The following is a 21,326-nucleotide window of genomic DNA, read 5'->3' on the forward strand; positions in this document are numbered from 1 at the left end:
GGCCTGCCCTAGGACGCGGCTAGCGGCTCAGGCGGGCGAACCTCCGTACCGCGAGCGGGAAGAACACCGCCAGGAGCACGAGCGGCCATACGATCGCCGCCACCACGTGCTCCGTGCCCGTGCCGCCGAACAAGTCGCGTACGGCCGTCGCCGTGTGGGACATCGGATTCCACTCGACGACCGTGCCGAGCCAGCCGGGCATGGTCTCGGACAGGGCGAGCGCGTTGGACAGGAAGCCGATCGGCCAGACCAGGATCTGCACCGCCTGCACCATCTCCGGCTTCCCGGCCACCAGCGCCAGGTGGATGCCGATCCACAGCATGGCGAAGCGGAAGAGCAGCAGGAGGCCCAGAGCGCCCAGGAAGGCTCCCGGACCGCCGTCCGCGCGCCAGCCGAGCGCGAAGCCGACACCCATCATGACGAGCAGCGCGAGCGCCGACTGGAGCATGTCGGCGACCGAACGGCCCACCAGGACCGCGCCGTTGGTCATCGGCATGGACCGGAAGCGGTCGATCACGCCCTTGTTGAGGTCCTGGGTGACCGCGATCATCGTGCCCTCGAGCCCGAACGCCATGGTGAGCGCGAGCATGCCGGGCAGGAGGTAGTCGATGTAGGAGCCCTGGACGCCCCGGCCGCCGCCGATGAGGTAGCCGAACATCAGCAGCAGCATCACCGGGAAGACCAGGTTGACCACGACCTGCACGGGCTGCCGCGCCCAGTGGGCGAGTTCGCGGCGGGTCATGGTCCAGGAGTCGGTCAGGGCGTAGGCGTTCGTGCTCATGCGGGCTCCTTCACTCGGCGGTCGTCCCCGGTGAGGTGCAGGAACACCTCGTCCAGCGTCGGCCGGCGCAGCGCGACGTCCTCCGCCTCGATGCCGGCTTCCTCCAGGGCGCGTACGACCTCGGAGAGCGCCGCCATCCGGTCGGTGACGGGAGCGCTGAGCAGGCGGCGGTCGGGGTCGACCGAGACGGCGTCCTTCGGTACGGGCAACAGGGCTACCGCCGCGCCCAGTTGACCGGCGTCGCGCAGCACGACGTCGATGCGGTCGCCGCCGGTCAGGGCCTTGAGCTCGTCGGCCGTGCCGTCCGCGATGACCCGGCCGGCGTCGACGACCGAGATGCGGTCGGCGAGTTGGTCGGCCTCCTCCAGGTACTGGGTGGTGAGCAGGACCGTCGTGCCGCCGCCGACCAGGGAGCGGACCGCGGACCAGACCTCGGCGCGACCGCGCGGGTCGAGGCCGGTGGTGGGTTCGTCCAGGAAGAGCACCTCCGGGTCGGTGATGAGTGAGGCGGCCAGGTCCAGTCGGCGCCGCATGCCTCCGCTGTACTGCTTCACGGGCTTACGGCCGGTGTCGGCGAGCCCGAAGCGTTCCAGGAGCTCGTCGGCCCGCACGCGCGCGTGCCGGGCGCCCAGGTGGTGGAGACGGCCGAACATCTCCAGGTTCTGGTCGCCGCCCAACTCCTCGTCCAGGGCCGCGTGCTGGCCGAGGAGACCGATCCGCAGGCGCACCTCGTACGCCTGCCGCACCACGTCGCGCCCGGCCACCTCGACCCGGCCGCTGTCCGGCCGCAGCAGGGTGGACAGGATCCGGACCAGAGTGGTCTTGCCCGCGCCGTTCGGGCCGAGCACTCCGTGCACCGTGCCGCGCGCGACCGTGAGGTCGAGCCCGTCCAGTGCGTATCTGCCGGCTTTGCCGCCGTACCTCTTGCGTGCCCCTTCGACGGTGATCGCCGTGTCGGCCACTGAGACTCCCTCGCTAGTCAAACTTGACTACCAGCTCGAAGCTAGCGCCCCGACCTCGATTGGTCAAACTTGATTAGCAGACTTGGCGGACTTGGCGGACTTAGACGTCGTCCTCGGGATGCCGGCGCCCCGTCGCGTACGGGTTCTCCTGGTCCTCGGCGAGGATGCCGACGAACGGGTCGCCCTCTCCGGCGAAGGTGTAGGCGCCGCCCCTGATGCGTTCAATGAGGCCGCGGGTCCACTCGGCGCCGGTGTCGGCGGAGTGCACCCAGAAGTTCATGATCTCGCCGATGTGGCCGAGCTGGCCGGGGCCGTCCTCGGGCGTGTAGTACTCGGTGACGGCCTTGCGCCACTCCTCGATGCTGCGCACCCGCTCCTCAAGGAGGGCGAGGGCCTCCTCGCGATCCAGGTCGACCATGAAGCCGAGCGCGGCGGTGAGGACGTCCGGCCGCTGGTCGTAGGCCGTGAGGTACTGCCGTACCAGCCCGAGGTACTCCTCGACGCCCTTCTCGGTGATCTCGTACTCCGTGCGCGGCGGCCCGCCGGCCGTGGACGGCGCGATCTCGTGGGCGTGCAGCAGGCCCTGCTTCGCCATCTGCTTCAGGGCGTGGTAGATCGAGCCGGGCTTGGCGTTGGACCACTCATGCGCGCCCCAGAACTCCAGGTCGTTGCGCACCTGGTACCCATGGGCCCGCCCGTGCTGCCGGACGGCGCCGAGCACGAGGAGACGGATCGCTGACATGCGGTCCAGGTTAGAGCCGGGGAGCCCCGGAGCCGAGATCAGCCCCGGGAAGCGCCCTGCGGACCCGCGTCGCAGCCGGTCGGCTCAGAACGGGAAGCCGCTGCGTCCGTGCTGCACCGAGATCCACTTGATCGTCGTGAACGCGTCCAGCATCGTGTCGCCGTTCAGGCGGCCGAGGCCGGAGTGCTTCTCGCCGCCGAAGGGCACGATCGGCTCGTCGTGGACCGTGCCGTCGTTGACGTGGAACATGCCGGTGTCGATCCGCTTGGCGAAGGAGACGCCCCGCTCGATGTTCCCGGTGTGGACGGCGCCGCTCAGGCCGTACGGGGTGTCGTTGACCAGGCGTACGGCCTCCTCCTCGCCGTCGAAGGGGACGAGGAAGGCGACCGGGCCGAAGACCTCCTGCTTCAGCAGGGGCGAGTCGGCCGGGAGGTCGGTGAGGACGGAGGGCTCGACGAGGTTGTCCGTCGTCGTGCCGTGCACCAGGGCCGTGGCGCCCTCGGCGATCGCCTGCTCGACGGCGGCCGAGATCGCGTCCGCCTGGGAGGAGTTGATGACCGGGCCGATGACGGTCTCGGGGTCGCGCGGGTCGCCCGCCTTGAGGGTCTTCACCTTGGCGACGAACTTCGCGGTGAACTCCTCCGCGATCGAGCGGTCCACGAGGACGCGGTTCGCGGCCATGCAGACCTGGCCCTGGTGGACGTAGCGGCTGAAGACCGCCGCGTCGACCGCGTAGTCGATGTCGGCGTCGTCGAGGACCACCAGCGCGCTGTTGCCGCCGAGTTCGAGGACGGCGTGCTTGAAGTGCGAGGCGCAGACGGTGGCGACATGGCGGCCGACCTTGTCGGAGCCGGTGAAGGAGATGACCTTCGGGACCGGGTGCTCGATGAAGGCGTCGCCGATCTCCGCTATGTCCGTGATCACGACGTTCAGCAGGCCGGCCGGCAGTCCCGCGTCCTCGAAGATCTTCGCCACCAGGGAGCCACCGCAGATCGGCGTGTTCTGGTGCGGCTTGAGGACCACGCCGTTGCCGAGCGCGAGCGCCGGGGCGACCGACTTGAGGGAGAGGAGGAAGGGGAAGTTGAAGGGGCTGATGACGCCCACGACGCCGACCGGGACGCGGTAGACGCGGTTCTCCTTGCCGTCCGTCGGCGACGGGATGATCTTGCCCTCGGGGCGCAGGGCCAGATGGACCGCCTCGCGCAGGAACTCCTTGGCGAGGTGGAGTTCGAAGCCCGCCTTCAGCCGGGTGCCGCCGAGCTCGGCGATGATCAGCTCGGCTATCTCCTGCTCGCGGTCCTCGATCAGGCGCAGCGCCTTCTCGAAGACGGCGCGACGGGCGTACGGATTGGTCGCGGCCCACTGCTTCTGGGCGCGGGCGGCCGCCTGGTACGCCTGATCCACCTCGTCGACCGTGGCTATGGTGATCGACGCCAGCTTCTCGCCGTCGTACGGATTGAAGTCGATGATGTCCCAGGAGCCTGTGCCCGGGCGCCACTCACCGTCGATGTACTGCTGGGCCAGGTCGGTGAAGTAGGACGACATGTGATCCCTCAATCCGTAGCGGACACCCGATCGACTTGATCCGATCGACTTGACCGTCATCACGATCGCCCACCATGATCGTCTTCACGGTCTGATCACACGTCATCGTACTTGTGTTTCAAGAGAGTTGAAGGAGTCCCCGAAGAAGATCCCGGCTCTCGTCCAGCCCCGGACTGTCCTGCTGAAGCTCCTTCAGCGCCCGCTCGTACTGGGTGACGTCCTCGTGCTTGTCGAGGTAGAGCGCGCTGGTGAGCTGCTCCAGGTAGACGACGTCCGACAGGTCGGACTCCGGGAAGCTGAGGATCGTGAAGGCGCCGGACTCGCCGGAGTGGCCGCCGAAGCCGAACGGCATCACCTGCAGCCGCACGTTCGGATGCTCGGAGATCTCGATCAGGTGCTGGAGCTGACCGCGCATCACCTCGCGGTCGCCGTAGGGGCGGCGCAGGGCGGCCTCGTCCAGGACGATGTGGTACTCGGGGGCGTTGTCCGCGACGAGGTACTTCTGCCGCTCCAAGCGCAGCGCCACACGCCGCTCCACGTCCGCCTCGCTCGCGCCCTTCATCCCGCGCCGCACGACCGCGCGGGCGTAGCCCTCGGTCTGGAGCAGGCCGTGCACGAACTGCACTTCGTACGCCCGGATGAGGCTGGCCGCGCCCTCCAGGCCGACATAGGTGGGGAACCAGCTCGGCAGGACGTCCGAGTAACTGTGCCACCAGCCCGCGACGTTGGCCTCGCGGGCGAGGGAGAGGAGCGAGTTGCGCTCCGCGTCGTCCGTGATCCCGTACAGCGTCAGCAGGTCCTCGACGTCCCGCGTCTTGAAGCTCACCCGGCCCAACTCCATACGGCTGATCTTCGACTCGGAGGCGCGGATCGAGTAACCCGCCGCCTCGCGCGTGATCCCGCGTGCTTCCCGCAGTCGCCTCAGTTGCGAGCCGAGCAGCATGCGCCGCACCACCGATCCGGGCTCTCCCGCGCTCACGTTCGCCAGCCTCCCCAACCGTCTTCAGGGCCCGCAGTCTGCCACTAAATCACTTCGAGCAGTACTCGTCCGATTACAGAGATGGAAAGAAGACAAGGATTCCTCTCAGGAAGGAGTGAGCAGAAGACAAGGAGAGGTACTGAAGTTGGCGGAAAAAATGGCCAACAAGCGGTACGGGAGCATCCAATTCGGTCACGTGCACGTGCATCTGCCCTTGCATCTGCTCTGCGCATCCGAAACCATGGTCCCGCGCAACCGCTGCATCGCATCGACCGCGAATACCCGGGAGTGCCTCGCATGGGGACGAATGGATCGACCATGCTCGAGCCGTTACGGCAGGGCCTTCCGCCGCTGGATCCCGCAGCCGTGTCCAACGCCGCCTCCTGTGCGCTGCCCGCCCGCTACGAAGCGGTGCGCGAGGCGCGGAAGTTCACCCGGCGCACCCTTGACCAGTGGGACCTGGAGCATCGCTTCGACGATGTCTGTCTCGTGGTCTCGGAGTTGGTGACCAATGCGCTGCGGCACGCGCTGCCGGCGGGTGCTCAGCGCCTGCCCGAGCAGACGCCGCCCGTGCGGCTGCATCTGATGCGGTGGACGGAGCGGCTGGTGTGCGCGGTGCGCGATCCCAGTCACGACAGCCCGGTCGCGCGCGATTCCGACGACTTCTCGGCGGAGTCGGGGCGGGGTTTGTTCCTTGTCGACTCCTTCAGTGACGGGTGGGGTTGGCATCCGCTCGCGGGAACGTTGAGCGGGAAGGTGGTCTGGGCGCTGTTCCGGATACAGCCGGGGCAGACCGCGCCGCCGGGGTCTTCAGGGGCTGCAGGCTCGGTGGATTGCTGAACCGCGGCGTTCCATGGCGCCGCGGTTCTACGCGCGTTACGGAGCGATAGGTGCCGATTGCCCTGAGTCGTGCGGTCGGTTTCGCGGCGACCGCGCGGCGACTGAGGCGCGTCAGCCCACGACCAAGTGGTCGAACTCGCCGTCCTTGATACCCAGGAGCATCGCCTCTATCTCGGCGCGGGTGTAGACGAGGGCGGGGCCGTCCGGGAAGCGGGAGTTGCGTACGGCGACCTCGCCGCCGGGGAGTCGGGCGAACTCCACGCAGGAGCCCTGGGAGTTGCTGTGCCTGCTCTTCTGCCAGGCCACCCCGGTCAGAGCCGTGGCTGCCATGCCGTTGTACACGTCGTGGTCCACAGGTCGCTCCCCGGTGGTGCGGCGGCTTCGAGGCCATTGATGCGAGAGGTGGTGCAGCTTGGCGCGCAACTGGTGTTGCAGCGGTCAACTGCTCCCGGATCATAGCCCTGTTTCACGTGCAGCTACATGAGCAGATGCACGTGCACGCGGGGTGTTCCTGCGGTTACTCCTGTGACGTACGCGGCCCTAGATGCGTTCCAGCGCATACCCCAGGGATCGCCTCACATGGCGTCGTCCGGATCGAATCCCTCGTGCACTAGGAAGAGACGCGTTCCGCGGCGTTGTTGTTCCAAACCTCAAGTGGCGTTCCGGTTAGTGGAGTTGAGGGCGGGGGCCTCCGGCGGTTGTGGGTGGGATGCCTGCGGCGGCCTGTGCGGGTGGGGTGGGGGTGCGCGTAGCGCCTGCGGGTGCGGTGGGTGGGTCGGGGCCGCGTCCAACCGGTCACTTATCAGGGCCGGTCCCGGCAATCTCAGCCCGTCCGGCGTTTGAGGACGAGGCCCCTTCAGGGCCGAAGCGGGGGTCTGGGGGCGGCAGCCCCCAGTTGCCCCGCACCCGGCGCCGGGTGAGCTTCAGCGGGCGGCGTACGGGAGCAATGCCATCTCGCGGGCGTTCTTGATGGCCGTGGCCAGTTGGCGTTGCTGTTGGGCCGTTACTCGGGTTACTCGGCGGCTGCGGATTTTGCCGCGGTCGGAGATGAACTTTCGGAGGAGGTCGGTGTCCTTGTAGTCGATGTGGGTGATTCCGGCCTGGTCCAAGGGGTTGGGGCGGGGCTTGGCCGGCTTGCGGTCGAACTTGCGGGGCATGGGGTCAGACCTCCAGAAGGGTGTCGAAGGCGGGCGGGAGCTGCTTCCAGGCGTCGCGCCCGGCGGCGTACTCGGCGTCGGTGAGGAGGCAGGACTCCAGGAGCTCGGCGAGGCCGTCCCGGTCCAGGGCGGGGGACGTGAAGACAAGGTGCTGGCAGCAGTCGCCGTGCTCGGGGTGCCAGTCCAGCGCGGCGGCGGCCCGGCGCACCGGCGGGACCATGTCCCAGGCCGCGTCGGGGAGCGAGGCCAGCCAGGGCCCCACGCTCTCCACGCACAGGGCACCGCCTGCCGCGTCCCAGTGCAGCAGTACGTCCGGCTTGTCGGCGAGCCAGAAGCGGCCCCTGCTGCGGGCCGCCGCGCAGGTGATGTCCTCCAGCGCCTGGTACAGCCGCTCCGGATGGAAGGGGCGGCGCCGGTGCCAGACCAGGGTCGAGATGCCGTGCGCGTCCGCCTCGGCGGGGAGCAGGGCGCACGCCGGGTGCTGGGCCGCGGCGGCCGACTCGATGTCGAAGCCGGCCAACGCCGCCTGGGAGAGGGCGGTGAGGGGGCCGCGGCGCGGGGGCGGCACCGTCAGGTCGTCCGCCTCGGTGATCGGGACCTGGCGGGCCGTCGGGTGGAGCTGGGCCAGCAGTTCGCGGTCCTCGTCGTCGGCCTCCGGGGAGTCGGCGACGGCCAGGACGGGGGCGTACTCCAGCTGGCGCGCGAAGGTGTCGGCGACCGTGCGCTGGTCCGTCGCCGCGGCGGCCAGGCCGCGCTCGGCCAGGTCGTCGCCGTTGCCCAGGTAGGGCAGGACCAGGGCGGGGTCCACGGCGGTGATCACGCCGGTGACCGTCAGCCCGCCGGCCGTGACCACCTCGGCCATCGCCTTGGGTTCCACGGAGTCCCAGAGTTCGACGATCGCCATCCGGATGCCGCCCACGTCCCGGATCCGGATCAGTTCCGGCACCAGGTCCTCGCGCAGCGCGCAGCAGGCGCAGTCGTTGACGAGGGGCGCCTCGCCGGCGCTCACCAGACCGGCGGCGTCGCGGATCGTGCGGACGACCGTGCCGGCCGCGGCCGTCGCCAGGTCGTGGTGGAGTACGACGCTGTCGGGGACGTCGGCGAGCAGCCGGTCCACGGTCGCCTTGCGGGCGTCGGTGTGCAGTCCGCCGACGATCACGACGGAGAGCCCGGACTTCTCGGACACCTGCTCAGCCCTGCTTCCCGTAGCGGCGCTCGAAGCGCTCCACTCGGCCGGCCGTGTCCAGGACGCGGGCCGTGCCCGTGTAGAAGGGGTGGCTGACGTTCGAGATCTCGACGTCCACGACCGGGTAGGTGTTGCCGTCCTCCCACTCGATCGTCTTCTCGCTGGTCATCGTCGAGCGGGTGAGGAAGGCGTGGTTCGCGGCCCGGTCACGGAAGACGACGAGGCCGTAGGAGGGGTGGATTCCGTTGCGCATGGCGGTGCTCAGCGCTCCTCTCGGAAGTCGACGTGGCGGCCGGCGACCGGGTCGTACTTGCGCAGGGTCATGCGGTCCGGGTCGTTGCGGCGGTTCTTGCGGGTCACGTAGGTGTAGCCGGTGCCGGCGGTGGACCGGAGCTTGATGACCGGACGGAGTTCGTTGCGTGCCATGCTGCTATCTTACTGAAAATGAATTCCATTAACACCAGAGCTTGAGGAGAGGTTCGTCACCGTGTCCGCCCACTGCATGCTGACCGGCGCCCAGCCCGGCTTCGGCAACACCATTTCCTTCTCGCACCGGCGGACCTCCCGCCGCTTCGACCCCAACATCCAGACCAAGCGCTACTGGCTGCCCGGCGAGGGCCGGTATGTGCGGCTGCGGCTGAGCGCCAAGGGGATCAAGACCGTCGACGCCATCGGCGTCGAGGCCGCCGTCGCCCGTATCCGCGCCCGGGGAGTGAAGGTCTGATGGCCAAGAAGAGCAAGATCGCGAAGAACGAGCAGCGCCAGGAGGTCGTCGCCCGGTACGCCGCGCGGCGGGCCGAGCTGAAGGAGATCATCCGGCGCCCCTCGACCGGCGAGGCCGAACGGCTCGCCGCCCAGCGCGAGTTGCGCAGGCAGCCGAGGGACGCGAGCGCCACGCGCGTACGCAACCGCGACCAGGTGGACGGACGGCCGCGTGGCTACTTCCGCGCCTTCGGGCTGTCCCGGGTGAGCCTGCGGGGGCAGGCGCACGCCGGGTATCTGCCGGGGGTGCGCAAGGCGTCCTGGTAGGGCCGGCGGGTCCTGGGGTCCCGACCGGACTCCCTGGTAACTTGCTGCCGGCCGGTTGTTTCGGCCATGTCGGCCGAATCGGCCGTATGCCGACCGCTACAGCTTGGGAGCACCCAGTGACCTCGGCGACTTTCTCGCGTACGCGCACGATGTCGGGCCGGCGGATGCGGGTCGCCGCCGTGGCCGCGTCCCTGGCGGGCGCGCTCGCCCTCACCGCCTGCAGCGGCGACGGCGGCTCCGATTCCGACCCCACCGCCGGCTCCACGGGGGCCTCCGGTCCCAGTGCCTCCGCTTCCGCCAGTGCCGACACGGGCGGCGGTACGGGAGGGTCGGGGTCGGCGGCCGGTGGGCTGGCGGGCAGCTGGCTCGCCACGACCGACGGCAAGGCCGTCGCGCTGGTCGTCACCGGCAAGGAGGCGGGGCTCTTCGCGACCGGCGGGATCGTGTGCAGCGGGACCGCCGGTGAGGAGGACGGGATGCGGATGATCCGCCTCAAGTGCAGCGACGGCAGCAAGGACCGGGCCGTCGGGATGGTCGACTCAGTCGGCAAGACCTCGCTGAAGGTGACGTGGGAGGGCGGCCTCGGCGCCGAGACCTACACCAAGGCGGAGGGCGGCTCGCTGCCGACGGGGCTGCCCACGGCCGGCCTGGGATCGTGAGGTTTGATTCGGTGACTGCGCTCGATCACCGACGTCACTCCCCCTGAAGGACTCCATGCGCGCCACCTCTCTCACCGTCACCGCCCTCGCCGCGGCCCTCCTCCTGACCGCCTGCGCCGACGGCGGCGACGGCAAGGACGCCGACAGCGGCAAGGACACCAAGGCCGCCGCCACCTGCGCCGACCAGCTGGCCGTGCGGCTCGGGCCGGCCAACGCCGCCCCCGCCGTCGGGGACACCGGCAACGTCACCTTCACCGTCACCAACCGCAGCGGCGCCGAGTGCACCCTGGACGGAGGGCCCGGCTTCGAGTTCGACGCGGGCAGCGGCGTGACCGGCGTCGCACTGGACCCCGCCGTCACGTCGAGGAAGACGACCTTCCCGAAGGAGGCCTCCTCCTCCTTCACCGTCACCTACGTCCGGGGCGAGGGTGGCGGCACCAAGAGCCTCGCCGTGAAGTCGGCGAAGATCCGGCTGCCCGGGGCGGCCGAGGCGCACAGCTTCAAGTGGTCGTACGGCGATGTCGCGCTGAAGAGCGACGGGAAGACCGCGGACGCCTCGGTGAGCGGGTTCCAGCAGACCGGCGACTAGACGCGGGCTCAGCGCAGCGGCCGGCGGGCCTTCGTCCGGGCCCGGTCGGCCGCCTCCGAGCCCTCCACCCAGCCCGCCTCGTCGCTGACGCCGCGCAGCCGGGTCATGGTCGTCTCCGGGAACATGCGGTCCATGCGGTCGGTGACCGCGACCTCGCGGGAGGCGAGGACCGGGAGCAGGTCCTGGGTCACCTGCGTCTGCGCGGCGACGGTCAGGTGGGTGCCGATGCGGTGGGCGTAGGCGGCCAGGAACGACTGCCGGAAGGTCTTGGTGCGCTTGCGGCCGCCCGCGCGCTGGGCCGCCTCCGCCTTGGTCATCGCGGTCTGGGCCTGCACGAGGAGCGAGGTGTAGAGGAGCTCGACCGCCTCCAGGTCGCCCTCGAAGCCGATGACCGTGCAGAAGCCGAAGGGTTCGTTCCACACGGCACGGCAGTGGTTGGCGGTCGCCACCGCGTCCAGCAGGACGGCCTTCGCCTGCTCGTACGGCGGTTCCACACCGATCCGGCAGGCGCCGGGCGCGTCCTTCGGGGCGTGGTCGCGGCCCGCGAGCAGCGCCTCGTCGATGCTGTGCCGGGCCATCAGTTCCTGCGCCTTGGCGGTGAGCGCCTCCGCCTCCTCGGGAAAGCCGGTCGCCTCGGCTTTCGCCAGCAGCGCGCGGACACGGGTGAGCATGCGGGACTCGGGCGCGGCGTCCCGGGTGGCGGGCCCGGCCGCCTGGTCCAGGGGCTCCAGCGCGGGCAGCCGCAGCAGGAGGCGGTACAGCTCCAGGACGGCGGTCGCGTGCGAGAAGCGGTCCGTGCGGGGCGGGGTCTCGGCCGGCAGGTCGTCGAGCTGGGCGTTCCAGCGCGGGCCGCGGGGGCCGTCGTACGGCTGCTGTGCGCGGATCAGTGCCGAGAGCAGTCGTACGTGGCTGTCGTCCAGGTCGCGCCGCACGAGCCGTACGACGTCGGCGGGCTGCCAGCCGCGCCGCCAGGCCGCCGCCACGAACTCCTGGCCGCGCCGGGCGAGTTCGGCGTCCGTGGCCGGGTCGGCGGCGAGGAGGGAGGCGCCGAGGTCGAGGGCCGTGTCGGTGTCGGCGTAGAGGGCGTGCCCGAAGGCTCGGTCGATGGCGCCGGGGGCGTCGGAGGTACCGGGGGTGCCGCTCGAACTGTTCGTACTGCTCACCCGGCGATGGTGCCATGGGGCGGGCGGTGGCCGGTCCCGCGAGACAAGCGGAGGGCAATGTCAACTGCGGGTTGACACCCCTCCCCTGTCAACCTACGGTTGACACATGTCGACGAACTCCACGAGCATCACGTCATCCGTACGTCTCGACGAACTCATCGCGGCCATCAAGAAGGTCCACGACGAGCCCCTCGACCAGCTCCAGGACGCGGTGATCGCCGGCGATCACCTCGGGGAGGTGGCCGACCACCTGATCGGCCACTTCGTGGACCAGGCCCGGCGATCGGGTGCCTCCTGGACCGACATCGGCCGGAGCATGGGCGTCACGCGGCAGGCCGCGCAGAAGCGGTTCGTGCCGAAGGAGTCCATCGACCTCGACCCGCAGGAGGGCTTCGGCCGCTTCACGCCGCGTGCCCGCAACGCCGTGGTGGCCGCCCACAACGAGAGCATCGCGGCGGGCAACGCCGAGGGGCGCCCCGAGCACCTGGTCCTCGGCCTGCTGGCCGACCCGGACGGCCTGGCCGCGAAGGCGATCACGGCGCAGGGCGTCCTCCTGGACTCCGTGCGCCAGGCCGCCACCGCCGCGCTGCCGCCCGCCGCCGGCGAGGTCCCCGAACTCGTCCCCTACGGCTCCGACGCCAAGAAGGTCCTGGAGCTCACCTTCCGCGAGGCCCTGCGCCTCGGCCACAACTACATCGGCACCGAGCACCTCCTGCTGGCCCTGCTGGAGTTCGAGAACGGCACCGGCGTCCTGTCCGGCCTCGGCCTCACCAAGCAGACGATCGAGGAGTACGTCGTCGAGCAGCTCTCCCAGTTCCTGAAGGCCGGCGAGGAGACGACCAGGAAGTCGGCCGACGGGGAGGGAGAACAGGGGAAGCAGGGCGGGGAGCAGAGCGAGGCGCAGGGCGGGGAGCAGAGCGAGGCGCAGGGCGGGGCGCAGGACTGAGGGCGTTGTCAGACCCGGGTGCCACACTCGCAGCATGGCCGACCGGTGGGCGCTCGCTCCGGCCGAGGACGGTGGCGTGGAGATCGCCCCCCTCGGTGCGGACGGGCTGCCCGCGGGGCCGGTGCTGTGGGCGGCCGACGCGGCCGAGGCCGTGCGGGAGCGGCCGGAGGTGGCGCGGTGGGTGTGGCGGTCCACCGCCGAGGTCTATCCGAGACTGCTCGCCACGGGGGTGCGAGTGGAGCGGTGCTACGACATCGAGGACGCCGAGACGCTCCTGCTCGGTCACGAGGGGCGGTCCGGGGAACCGAGATCGGCGGCCGCCGCCCTCGCCCGGCTGCGTCACCTCCCCGTACCGCCCGATCCGCCCCAGCGGTCCGCCGAACCCGGCTCCCAGTCCCCGCTCTTCGAGCCGCAGGCGGTCCGGGTACCGCTCGCCGACCTCGTCGAGGTGTACGCCGACCAGCAGCGCCGGCATGAGGCGACCGCGCACCCGGAGCGGATGCGGCTGCTGACGGCGGCCGAGTCGGCGGGCATGCTCGTCGCCGCCGAGATGAAACGGGCCGGGCTGCCGTGGAGCGCCGAGGTGCATCGCCGGGTGCTGCATGAGCTGTTGGGTGAGCGCTATACCGGGGGCGGGGAGCCGCGGCGGCTGGCCGAGTTGGCGGACGAGGTGTCGGCCGCGTTCGGGCGGCGGGTGCGGCCCGATCTGCCCGCCGACGTGATCAAGGCCTTCGCGCAGGCCGGGATCAGAATCAGATCGACCCGTCGCTGGGAGATCGAGTCCCTCGACCATCCGGCCGTGAAGCCACTGGTGGAGTACAAGAAGCTGTACCGGATCTGGGTGGCCCACGGCTGGTCCTGGCTGCAGGACTGGGTGCGCGAGGGGCGGTTCAGGCCGGAGTTCCTCGCGGGCGGGACGGTCACCGGGCGGTGGGTGACCAACGGCGGGGGCGCGCTGCAGATCCCGAAGGTCATCCGGCGTGCGGTGGTCGCCGACCCGGGCTGGCGGCTCGTCGTGGCCGACGCCGACCAGATGGAGCCCCGGGTGCTGGCGGCCATCTCCCGTGACCCCGGGCTGATGGAGGTGGCCGGGCGGGAGACCGACCTCTACCAGTCGGTGTCGGACCGCGCCTTCTCCGGGGATCGCGACCAGGCCAAGCTCGCCGTGCTGGGTGCCGTCTACGGACAGACCTCCGGCGACGGGCTGAAGAACCTCGCCGCGCTCAGACGCCGTTTCCCCAGAGCGGTGGCGTACGTCGACGAGGCGGCGCGGGCCGGGGAGGAGGGGCGGCTCGTGCGGACATGGCTGGGGCGGACCTGTCCGCCGGCGGCCGGGGCGTCCGACGACGCGGCCGAGGAGGCGGGGATTCCGAGCCCGGAGGCACAGGTCGAGTCGGGCGACGGTTCCGGGCCGCAGGAGTGGGTGCCGGGTTACGCCTCCACCAACGCCCGCGCGCGGGGCCGCTTCGCCCGTAACTTCGTCGTCCAGGGCAGCGCGGCCGACTGGACCCTGCTGCTGCTCGCCGCACTGCGGCAGGCCTGCGCGGGCATGGCGGCGGAACTGGTCTTCTTCCAGCACGACGAGGTGATCGTGCACTGTCCCGAGGAGGAGGCGGGGGCGGTCGTGACGGCGATCCGTGAGGCGGCGGAGCTGGCGGGGCGGCTGACCTTCGGGGAAACGCCGGTGCGGTTTCCGTTCACCACGGCGGTGGTGGAGTGCTATGCGGACGCGAAGTGATGACCGAGTGCCACGAAACACTCCTCGACCTGAAGTTGACGTTTGGTCAACATGGCTTAATCTGATCAGCACATCGGATCCGGCCCGACGGCGCGCGTACGACACGCAACTCGGGGGAGTGCCGTCCCGGCCGGATCCGGGGACGCAGGTGGGCCCTGGTCGGCTGAGGTGACCGACCGGGGCCCGCGTCCCGTCAGCAGCCGGTGACTTCAGGCAGATCGTTCAGATGACCGGCGGCCGCCCCAGTCGGCAGAGCCGCCACACCGTACGCCACCGCATGGGCCGTCGTTCGCCCGCCGGATCCCGCACGCCTTCCAGGAAGCCGCCGAACCAGGCACGCAGACCGGCCCGCGACCGGGTGCGGGCGAGGGTGAGCAGGGTCCAGATGCCCAGGTGGACGGGGACGAGGGCGAGCGGGAGTCGGCGGCGGGTCAGCCAGACGCGGTTGCGGGCGTTCACGCGGTAGTAGATGGCGTGCCTGGCCGGCGAGGTCTTCGGGTGCTGGAGGAGGAGTTCGGGGGCGTAGAGGATGCGCCAGTCGGCATCGGCGGCCCGCCAGGCCAGGTCGGTCTCCTCGTGGGCGAAGAAGAACTCGGCGGGCCAGTCACCGGTTTCGTCCAGCATCGCCATGCGCAGCGCGTGGCCGCCGCCGAGGAAGCCGGTGACGTATCCGCCCTTGAGCGGATCCGACTTGCCGACCCTGGGCACGTGCCGCTGCTGTGTCTCGCCGTGCTCGTCGGCGATGCGGAAGCCGACGATGCCGAGTCGGTCGTCGGCGGCGTACAGGTCGCGTACGCGGCGCAGGACGTCGGCCTCGACGAGGAGGCCGTCGTCGTCCAGGTCGACCACGATGTCGACGTCCCCGAACTCCCGCAGCCGGGCGAGGGCCGCGTTGCGTCCGCCGGGACAGCCGAGGTTCTCGTCCAGCTCGATCAGCGTGATCTCGCCGGGCAGGCCCAGCCGTTCCGCGAACTCGGGCAGCGGGCAGCCGTTGCCGACGATGACGATCCGGTCCGGGGTGAGGTCCTGCTTGGCCACGGATCCGAGCAGCGCGTCGACCTGGGCGGGGCGGTTGCCCATGGTCACCACGGCGACGGCGATCCTCGGTTCCGTCATGCCCCGCCCTCGCTTCGTCGTGCGCTTCGTCCTGCGCTTCTCCTGGCTTGCAACTACCGGCGGATGCTAGCCGTTCACGGTAACGACGTCTTGAGTACGCCGATTCGCATGACGGTCGACGGTCGCGTACGGCTGTTCGCTGTGCTGTACGCCACAGCGGCACGGGGCGGGCGGGACAGGAGTCCAGCAGGTGTGAATTCAAAGGCTTCGCCGTAACTGCCACATATCCAGGGGGAGTTAGTCCGCTGCCCTGCCATTGGGGGAATTCCGAGGACTTCCCGAGCTTTCCTCAATCTCTTGCGTCAACGATCAGTAGGCATATAGGAATGTTGCGAACACGACACCTGGGGAAGCGCCTTGGAGGCGCTGTGGTGACGTGCACTCAGTTTTGTGGCCTTGAGTCACGCGGTCAGACCAACCGAATCGGGATCAAATGAAACGCGCCGCAAAGCGCACCGCTTTGCCCCTTATAACCGCTGCAGCCGTGCTGCTGACGGCAACCGGCGCCGGCGCTGTCACGCCAGGCGACGAACCGGTACCGGCCGGCGACGCAAAGATCGTCCTGAACGATGGAACCGTCGTGGACGCAGGCGGCGGAATCGAGTTCACTTTCACAGGCGACAAGCCCGCCGCGAAGACGACCCGGGCTTGCCCTGAAGAGAACGACCCTCCCACGTACAAGGTGAAGGGCACGCCGTACTTCCTGCCGGACAAGAGCAAGCCTCAGTCGACGTGGCTCCTGCCTCGCCAATCGGTCTCCTGGACGGTAACGGGGTCCCACACTTTCACCTTCGACGTCACTGGCGGATATGAGGCAGAGGCCAAGATCATCGTCGCAAAGGCCAAGGTGAAGGTCGACGTCAAGATCGGCAACTCGTGGACCTGGACGGGCACGCAGACAGTCACCGACACGAATAGCACCAGTAAGGGGTATCGGGCCGTCCTCGGGCAGGTGGGCTGGAAGCTGACTGCCGTGAAGACGTGGATCGGGGCGCCCTGTAACGTCAAGACGAAGACGATTACCGTGAAGGCCCCGCGCCAGGGCGACATGTCGATCGGACGGCAGAAGTCGTGACACGAACCGGACTGCGACGGAAAGCGCTGCTGTGCCTGGTGGCAGTGGCGGCACTCACCGCGGCGTGCGATTCCAGTGAGCCTACCAACTCTTCGGCGCCCACGCCCCGTACGAGTCAGTCTTCGTCAGACGCGGTTCCGGACGGCAACAAGGCAATGGAAATCCTGGATCAGGCATTCGTGGGGAGAGAGTCGCTCGGGAGCGGATCCGGTCGTCTGCAATCGCACCTCGGGAACACCGTGCCGGCGACGCCCGAGAATGTGCTGAGTGTGACGTTCGCCTTCACCTGCACAGGGAAAGGCAGGGTGTCCTTCACTTTCAACGCCCAGGGCGGGAATGCTTCGCCGGCAGCACACACCAGCACATGTGACGGGTCGATCTTCCAGCAATCCATACAGGTCTCCGAGCCTGGCCCCATCACCTTCGAGGCCGACCTGACCGGCTCGGACGACGGAAGCTTCGCCTACTCCTACTACACGGAGAAGAAGCAGCTGTCGTAGGCACCTGCGCCGTCCACAGGCATGAGACGGCACCGGGTGGGATCGGCCCCAGAAAGAAGCCCCGGCCAGCATTGGCCGGGGCTGACCTGGCTGGTCAGAGCAGTACCAGTGCCCGCGCGGGCTTGGTTCTGCTCAGCCGAGCGATCCGTTCTTGGCGCCCGCCAGGAAGCCTTGCCAGCCCTCGGGGCTGAGGTGCACGGAGGGGCCGTGCTGGTTCTTGCTGTCGCGTACGGCGCGGCCGCCGGTGGAGGTGGGGGCGACCTCGACGCAGTTGCTCTGTGTACCGGAGTACGACGACTTCCGGAAGGGACCTGCAACCTCGGTCACGATGTGTCTTCCTTGGTGCTCCGCAGTACGCGCCGAATGAGCCTCGCACTCGCCTCCGGCGCCAGTGCTGCCGATCGTAGTTGGTCGAACGCGTTGGCGTAAGCGGTTAAATCCTCGGATCCTTCAAGGACCGAGGTGCCCCTCAGATTCTCCAGCGTGACCGCCTCGACCGTTGGCTCCGAATCGAAGCTGAAGGTGGAGAAGGCGGAGGTCAGGGCCGCCAGAGCCCCCGCACTGAACGGGAGCACCTGCACTGTGACGTTCTTCCTCTTCCCGACCTCAAGGATCGCGGACAGCTGCTGCCGGTGAGCCTCGGCGCTCACCAACGGATGCGTGATCACGCCTTCCCAAAGGATGGCGGTGTACGTTGCTCCGCCTTCCTCGATCTTGGCCTGTCGCGTCTGTCGCACCTTGAGCAAGTCAGCAACCAGGTCCGGGGGAACGTAGTTGGGGTCCGCCCCGATGTTTTCCTCCGTGTAGGCCGGAATTTGCAGAAGCCCCGGCACCAGAACCGGCTGCCACTCCCGGATATACGTCGCGTCGTCCTCCAGCGCGATGTGGTCGAGGTAGTCGGACCGCAGATGTGCCGCATGTTCGAGCCACCAGCCGCGGTGCTTGGACCTCTTGGCCAGGCCCTCAAGCTTCTCGCGGGCTTCCAGATCATCTACGCCGTACGCGTTCAGCAGTAGGGAAGCGATGCCCGCAGGGGGACGGCCGACGGTGCGCAGTAGGCGACTTGGTACTGCGCTCAAGCGGTACCGACAGGCCTCCAAGCTCGATCAGCAGCAGGCGGCGGAAGTGATCGGTGTGGATCCGGCGCGAGTCAGCCGTATAGACAGCGGGCACGTGACCGCGCGAATCATTGAGATCCGCGCGCCGCTACTCGGCGCAATGTGACTGCACGTCAGGGGGTCTCTCCGCCATGCCCGCACACGCCCCGCACCCCACCCAGCCGCGCCGGGACACGTTCCGCATCCCCAAACACACGAGACATGTGCCGCAGGTTCGCGCGGAGTTGCGGCGGATCCTCAAGGACTGGGCCATGGACGGCGAACTGGCCCACGACATCGCGACCGTCACCACAGAGCTGGTCACCAACGCCGTACGCCACTGCCGTGTGACACATGCCCTGGTCGAGGTGACCGTCTCAATCCGGGGCTGTGGCCTGCTGGTTGAGGTGTCCGACCCCGACAGGGACAAGATCCCGGCGCCACGCACGGACGGCACTCCGCAGGAGGACGGCGGCCTCGGACTACCCCTCGTCGCCGCGCTGGCGTCGCGCTGGCGTCGCGCTGGCGTCGCGCTGGCGTCGCGCTGGGGGCACGAGCTGCGCCCGTTCACCGAGTGCGTCTGGGCGTACTTCATGATTCCCGAGGAGTCCCGTTGCCGCGGCTGACGACGTTGGGGAAGTCGCTGACCGCGTCACTGACCGCACGTGCCAGGCGCCCGCCGGCCGAACCACGAGACGCCACCCAAACCCCCAGCCAACCGGACCCGCACGCCTGGCACCCGCCCAGCCCCCACCACGCCCGCTGGCGCCGTTGGTCGAGACGTGCGGAGCGTCACCGCGCCGAGCACGGGCGGTGGTTGCCGCACCTCGCCCGTGAGGCGTGGGGGGGGGAACGTCCGCCCGCGCGGCGCGCCGAATCCTCGCACGACACGCACCTGGGGGACATCGTGCGGCCGTACGTCACCCTGCACTTCTCCGAGGAGCGACCGGCATGAGCGAGGAACCGAAGCGGCTGGACGTCCCGGTCATGGCCACTTTTCGCGACTGGCTGGGCCACGTCGTGGCCTGCAGGGGCGCCTGCCGCCTCAGGGGTCTCTCCTGCCATCACTCCATGCGGCTGGGCGACAGGCACCGCGAGGCGAAAAGATCCGCACGCATGGCCCGGCGAAGCACCACGCCTCGATAACCAGAACATGGGAAACGGCGAGCCCCCGCCCTCCGGATCGCTCGGAGGGCGGGGGCGTCGCGTGCTGATGACTCACCCGGGTGGTTCGGTCCCTGCCGCATTGGACGGCGTCGGTACGACGCCCGGCAGCGGGGCCATCACCCAGTTCCCGTCCTCCCAGGTGACCGTCTCGGTGACGCGGACGGGTTTGCCCTCGGCACGAGCGGTGCCGGTCAGGTCAACGCTCCACACCCCCTCGAACTCCGAGGCGCGGCTCCATCGGACATCCCAGCCCTGTCCGCCGTACGCCTTGATCCGGGCACGGGCGTCCTTGTCGCCCTGAGGGTGGGCGTCGAGAAGCCGGGCCAGGCCGCTCTCGTCCGACTCGTTGAGGAACTCCACGTAGTCGTGCAGGAAACGGTCCTGATCCGCAAGGTCGGGGGACTTCGCCTCAGCGCCGTCCCCGCCACCGCACGCGGTGAGCAGTACCGCGCAGAGCAGGGCCATGAGCAGCCCGGCGCGACGCCGCCAGGAGCGGTGGCTGCGCCTCTCAGGTGCGGAAGGCGTAATACGTCGCATTCGGGTACTGCGCCACAAGGCTCCTCACCGACTTCCGGTAGGTGTTCGTCGAATGGTAAGTGAGGTAGGGGACTCCACCACTCTTGTACGTGGTGATCATGGAGTGGTCCTTGGAGCGGTTGCCGGAGAAGTCCATCTGGAGGATGTCCCCGATGCCCAGCTTGTAGACGTTGTCCAGGTTGTAGGCACGGTCGCTGTACAGGGCGAAGGACGCCCAGTAGTTGACGTTGACCCAGGACGTCGTCTGGTTCGAGGAGTTGTACCACCAGTTCTTGTAGCTCTTGTACCAGCCGGTGTCGTTCTTCCAGCCGCCCGCACGCAGCGCCTGGCTGATGAAGTTGGTGCAGTCCCCGCCGACATCATTGAACTTGCGGTAACTGGAGTTGTAGTTCTTCCAGTACTTCTCGGCGTACTTCGCCATGTCGCTGTAGTCGTAACCTGCGCGGACGGTGGCTTTGGCCTCCACCGGGCCGCGGGGCTCGTTCGGGCCGGCCGGAGCTTCCTCGGGGGCGGGCCCGTCGACTTCGGGCGCACCGCCCTCGTCAATCGGGCCTTCCACCGTGTCGGTGGACGGAGAGCCACCGTCGTCCGTGGCGGTGTCCACCACAGAGTTCACAGCGGCGGGTCCCCCTTCGTCGAGGGGAGTGATTCCGGTCATTTCCCACGTGCCGTCCGAAGCGGCGACGAAGGTCAGCTCGTGCCGCGCCTGGAATCCAGTGGTCGGCGGCTCGTCGCCGCGGATCTTCTTGTACGTGAGCATCGTGGTCTCGGTGATCTGCGCGATCGCCCGGTCCCCGGTCACCGAGACCTTGTCCACGTCGACCTCCGTGTCGGCCGCCGTGTACGCCTCTTCGAGGTCGGCGAGCCGTGCCTTGCGGTCGCTCAGGACGTTCGCCGCATCGCTCTCCTTGCGGGCCATACGGCTGGTGACATGCACGTCACCCTTCAGCGGCAGTGCTTGTGCGGCACGGCGGGTCGCCTGGGCGCCGTCCACAAGGGCGGAGGTCCGTTTGGTCAGAACGGTGTCCGCGAGGGCGGCGAATTCGCCGGTGGTCTTGGTGTCCACGGTGCGGACCGCCGCGGCCGCACCTTCGGTGTCCGTGGTGCTCTCCGCGGCCTGCGCCGCCGCGGCGGGCGGCAGCAGGGCCATCACGGTCGCACCCAGCGCTACTATCGCGCGTCTCTGTCCCCTGATTTGCACAGGATTCCCCCAACTCTGGCCCCCCGTGGACCAGTTGAGAGAATCCTGCCAGCTTTCGGCTGGAACTGGTCAGGATTCCTTTTCACGCTGGCCTCGATTGTTCACCCGTGTTCAGCCGCCGATCGGTTCGACGATTCGCCGTAGCGCTGTCCTTCCGTGATGCACTCGCCGCCCTCGTCGGCGAGCTGGTCAATACCCTGGGTGAGGCAATTGGGTCTCTGGCCATGCCGGCCTCCAGAAGTCCGGCCGCCCGGAACTTCAGGTCGCGTGGTCGGCCCGTACATCACGTCCGTGGACGTGAACCTCAGGGGGAGGTC

General features: G+C 69.3%; 26 protein-coding genes and 1 pseudogene. 11 read left to right on the plus strand and 16 right to left on the minus strand.

The annotated features are described in order from the left end of the window. Positions 1-19: 19 nt before the first annotated feature. The 5 genes from ACIA8X_RS00360 to ACIA8X_RS00380 form a co-directional block, all read right to left on the minus strand. Complete coding sequence (locus tag ACIA8X_RS00360; protein ID WP_399457453.1) at positions 20-781, minus strand: ABC transporter permease; 762 nt, start codon at positions 779-781, stop codon at positions 20-22. After that, positions 778-1,743: an ATP-binding cassette domain-containing protein gene (locus ACIA8X_RS00365; RefSeq protein ID WP_399457454.1), complete on the minus strand. Its 966-nt coding sequence runs from the start codon at positions 1,741-1,743 to the stop codon at positions 778-780. Before ACIA8X_RS00365 ends, ACIA8X_RS00360 begins: the two co-directional genes overlap by 4 nt. A gap of 100 nt (positions 1,744-1,843) precedes the next feature. Continuing rightward, complete coding sequence (locus ACIA8X_RS00370; protein ID WP_393449211.1) at positions 1,844-2,485, minus strand: PadR family transcriptional regulator; 642 nt, start codon at positions 2,483-2,485, stop codon at positions 1,844-1,846. Positions 2,486-2,569: 84 nt separating this feature from the next. Continuing rightward, positions 2,570-4,030, minus strand: a complete 1,461-nt coding sequence (locus ACIA8X_RS00375) for an aldehyde dehydrogenase family protein (RefSeq protein ID WP_393449214.1) — start codon at positions 4,028-4,030, stop codon at positions 2,570-2,572. Between the two features lie 118 nt (positions 4,031-4,148). Continuing rightward, positions 4,149-4,973, minus strand: coding sequence for a helix-turn-helix domain-containing protein (locus ACIA8X_RS00380; RefSeq protein WP_393450026.1), 825 nt, complete (start codon positions 4,971-4,973; stop codon positions 4,149-4,151). Between the two features lie 333 nt (positions 4,974-5,306). Here ACIA8X_RS00380 and ACIA8X_RS00385 point away from each other — a divergent pair, with 333 nt between their 5' ends. Further along, positions 5,307-5,849 (plus strand): ATP-binding protein, encoded by a 543-nt coding sequence (locus ACIA8X_RS00385; protein ID WP_393449217.1) that lies wholly within the window; start codon positions 5,307-5,309, stop codon positions 5,847-5,849. 111 nt (positions 5,850-5,960) lie between these two features. On the opposite strand, the gene ACIA8X_RS00390 is transcribed toward ACIA8X_RS00385, so the two are convergent. From ACIA8X_RS00390 to rpmG, 5 genes are all read right to left on the minus strand, one after another. Further along, complete coding sequence (locus tag ACIA8X_RS00390) at positions 5,961-6,179, minus strand: DUF397 domain-containing protein (protein WP_093908784.1); 219 nt, start codon at positions 6,177-6,179, stop codon at positions 5,961-5,963. Between the two features lie 593 nt (positions 6,180-6,772). Next, entirely contained in the window at positions 6,773-7,006 is a 234-nt protein-coding gene (rpsR, locus tag ACIA8X_RS00395; protein ID WP_393449220.1) for a 30S ribosomal protein S18, read from the minus strand. Positions 7,007-7,010: 4 nt separating this feature from the next. Next, a complete protein-coding gene (locus ACIA8X_RS00400; protein WP_393449223.1) occupies positions 7,011-8,192 on the minus strand; it encodes a CobW family GTP-binding protein in 1,182 nt (393 codons plus the stop codon). Between the two features lie 4 nt (positions 8,193-8,196). Then, complete coding sequence (locus ACIA8X_RS00405) at positions 8,197-8,445, minus strand: type B 50S ribosomal protein L31 (RefSeq protein ID WP_393449226.1); 249 nt, start codon at positions 8,443-8,445, stop codon at positions 8,197-8,199. An 8-nt stretch (positions 8,446-8,453) separates the two neighbouring features. Beyond that, positions 8,454-8,618, minus strand: a complete 165-nt coding sequence (gene rpmG / locus ACIA8X_RS00410) for a 50S ribosomal protein L33 (protein ID WP_030573688.1) — start codon at positions 8,616-8,618, stop codon at positions 8,454-8,456. A gap of 61 nt (positions 8,619-8,679) precedes the next feature. Here rpmG and rpmB point away from each other — a divergent pair, with 61 nt between their 5' ends. The 4 genes from rpmB (at position 8,680) to ACIA8X_RS00430 (ending at position 10,469) form a co-directional block, all read left to right on the plus strand. Then, positions 8,680-8,916 carry a 50S ribosomal protein L28 gene (gene rpmB / locus ACIA8X_RS00415; RefSeq protein ID WP_393449229.1) on the plus strand — a complete coding sequence of 79 codons (237 nt, stop codon included), beginning with the start codon at positions 8,680-8,682 and terminating at the stop codon, positions 8,914-8,916. Further along, complete coding sequence (gene rpsN, locus ACIA8X_RS00420; RefSeq protein WP_393449232.1) at positions 8,916-9,221, plus strand: 30S ribosomal protein S14; 306 nt, start codon at positions 8,916-8,918, stop codon at positions 9,219-9,221. Before rpmB ends, rpsN begins: the two co-directional genes overlap by 1 nt. A 164-nt stretch (positions 9,222-9,385) precedes the next feature. After that, on the plus strand, positions 9,386-9,880 hold the full coding sequence (locus ACIA8X_RS00425) for a hypothetical protein (protein WP_393450029.1): 495 nt from the start codon (positions 9,386-9,388) through the stop codon (positions 9,878-9,880). 55 nt (positions 9,881-9,935) lie between these two features. Then, the gene (locus tag ACIA8X_RS00430; RefSeq protein ID WP_393449235.1) at positions 9,936-10,469 is read left to right on the plus strand and encodes a DUF4232 domain-containing protein; all 534 of its coding nucleotides are present in this window, start codon (positions 9,936-9,938) and stop codon (positions 10,467-10,469) included. 8 nt (positions 10,470-10,477) lie between these two features. Here ACIA8X_RS00430 and ACIA8X_RS00435 read toward each other — a convergent pair whose 3' ends face one another. Next, positions 10,478-11,632 (minus strand): DUF2786 domain-containing protein, encoded by a 1,155-nt coding sequence (locus ACIA8X_RS00435; protein WP_393449238.1) that lies wholly within the window; start codon positions 11,630-11,632, stop codon positions 10,478-10,480. A gap of 106 nt (positions 11,633-11,738) precedes the next feature. Here ACIA8X_RS00435 and ACIA8X_RS00440 point away from each other — a divergent pair, with 106 nt between their 5' ends. Together ACIA8X_RS00440 and ACIA8X_RS00445 are read left to right on the plus strand one after the other, a co-directional pair. Continuing rightward, positions 11,739-12,578 (plus strand): Clp protease N-terminal domain-containing protein, encoded by an 840-nt coding sequence (locus tag ACIA8X_RS00440; protein ID WP_393449241.1) that lies wholly within the window; start codon positions 11,739-11,741, stop codon positions 12,576-12,578. A gap of 34 nt (positions 12,579-12,612) precedes the next feature. Beyond that, complete coding sequence (locus tag ACIA8X_RS00445; protein WP_399457455.1) at positions 12,613-14,316, plus strand: bifunctional 3'-5' exonuclease/DNA polymerase; 1,704 nt, start codon at positions 12,613-12,615, stop codon at positions 14,314-14,316. 222 nt (positions 14,317-14,538) lie between these two features. On the opposite strand, the gene ACIA8X_RS00450 is transcribed toward ACIA8X_RS00445, so the two are convergent. Further along, positions 14,539-15,432 (minus strand): glycosyltransferase family 2 protein, encoded by an 894-nt coding sequence (locus tag ACIA8X_RS00450; RefSeq protein WP_399457456.1) that lies wholly within the window; start codon positions 15,430-15,432, stop codon positions 14,539-14,541. A gap of 433 nt (positions 15,433-15,865) precedes the next feature. Between ACIA8X_RS00450 and ACIA8X_RS00455 the strand changes: the two genes are divergently transcribed. Then, a complete protein-coding gene (locus ACIA8X_RS00455) occupies positions 15,866-16,507 on the plus strand; it encodes a hypothetical protein (protein ID WP_393449250.1) in 642 nt (213 codons plus the stop codon). 305 nt (positions 16,508-16,812) lie between these two features. Beyond that, positions 16,813-17,007 carry a hypothetical protein gene (locus ACIA8X_RS00460; RefSeq protein WP_393449252.1) on the plus strand — a complete coding sequence of 65 codons (195 nt, stop codon included), beginning with the start codon at positions 16,813-16,815 and terminating at the stop codon, positions 17,005-17,007. 132 nt (positions 17,008-17,139) lie between these two features. Here the strand turns inward: ACIA8X_RS00460 and ACIA8X_RS00465 are convergent, their stop codons facing one another. Continuing rightward, positions 17,140-17,334, minus strand: coding sequence for a DUF397 domain-containing protein (locus ACIA8X_RS00465; RefSeq protein ID WP_393449255.1), 195 nt, complete (start codon positions 17,332-17,334; stop codon positions 17,140-17,142). Continuing rightward, positions 17,331-18,062, minus strand: coding sequence for a DUF5753 domain-containing protein (locus ACIA8X_RS00470; RefSeq protein ID WP_393450032.1), 732 nt, complete (start codon positions 18,060-18,062; stop codon positions 17,331-17,333). The genes ACIA8X_RS00465 and ACIA8X_RS00470 overlap by 4 nt, the downstream gene beginning before the upstream one ends. On the opposite strand from ACIA8X_RS00470, the pseudogene ACIA8X_RS00475 reads away from it, so the two are divergent. Continuing rightward, positions 18,031-18,216 (plus strand): annotated as a pseudogene (locus ACIA8X_RS00475) (helix-turn-helix domain-containing protein); the annotation flags it as partial. The gene ACIA8X_RS00470 and the pseudogene ACIA8X_RS00475 sit on opposite strands and share 32 nt — an antisense overlap. A 40-nt stretch (positions 18,217-18,256) precedes the next feature. Continuing rightward, positions 18,257-18,730, plus strand: coding sequence for an ATP-binding protein (locus tag ACIA8X_RS00480; protein WP_399457457.1), 474 nt, complete (start codon positions 18,257-18,259; stop codon positions 18,728-18,730). Positions 18,731-19,322: 592 nt separating this feature from the next. Here ACIA8X_RS00480 and ACIA8X_RS00485 read toward each other — a convergent pair. Both ACIA8X_RS00485 and ACIA8X_RS00490 read right to left on the minus strand, forming a co-directional pair. Continuing rightward, positions 19,323-19,808: a hypothetical protein gene (locus ACIA8X_RS00485; protein WP_393449261.1), complete on the minus strand. Its 486-nt coding sequence runs from the start codon at positions 19,806-19,808 to the stop codon at positions 19,323-19,325. Then, on the minus strand, positions 19,780-20,958 hold the full coding sequence (locus tag ACIA8X_RS00490) for an amidase domain-containing protein (RefSeq protein ID WP_393449264.1): 1,179 nt from the start codon (positions 20,956-20,958) through the stop codon (positions 19,780-19,782). Before ACIA8X_RS00490 ends, ACIA8X_RS00485 begins: the two co-directional genes overlap by 29 nt. Positions 20,959-21,326 lie beyond the last annotated feature (368 nt).

The sequence above is a fragment of the Streptomyces sp. NPDC051738 genome (genome assembly GCF_044453205.1).
Classification (GTDB): domain Bacteria; phylum Actinomycetota; class Actinomycetes; order Streptomycetales; family Streptomycetaceae; genus Streptomyces.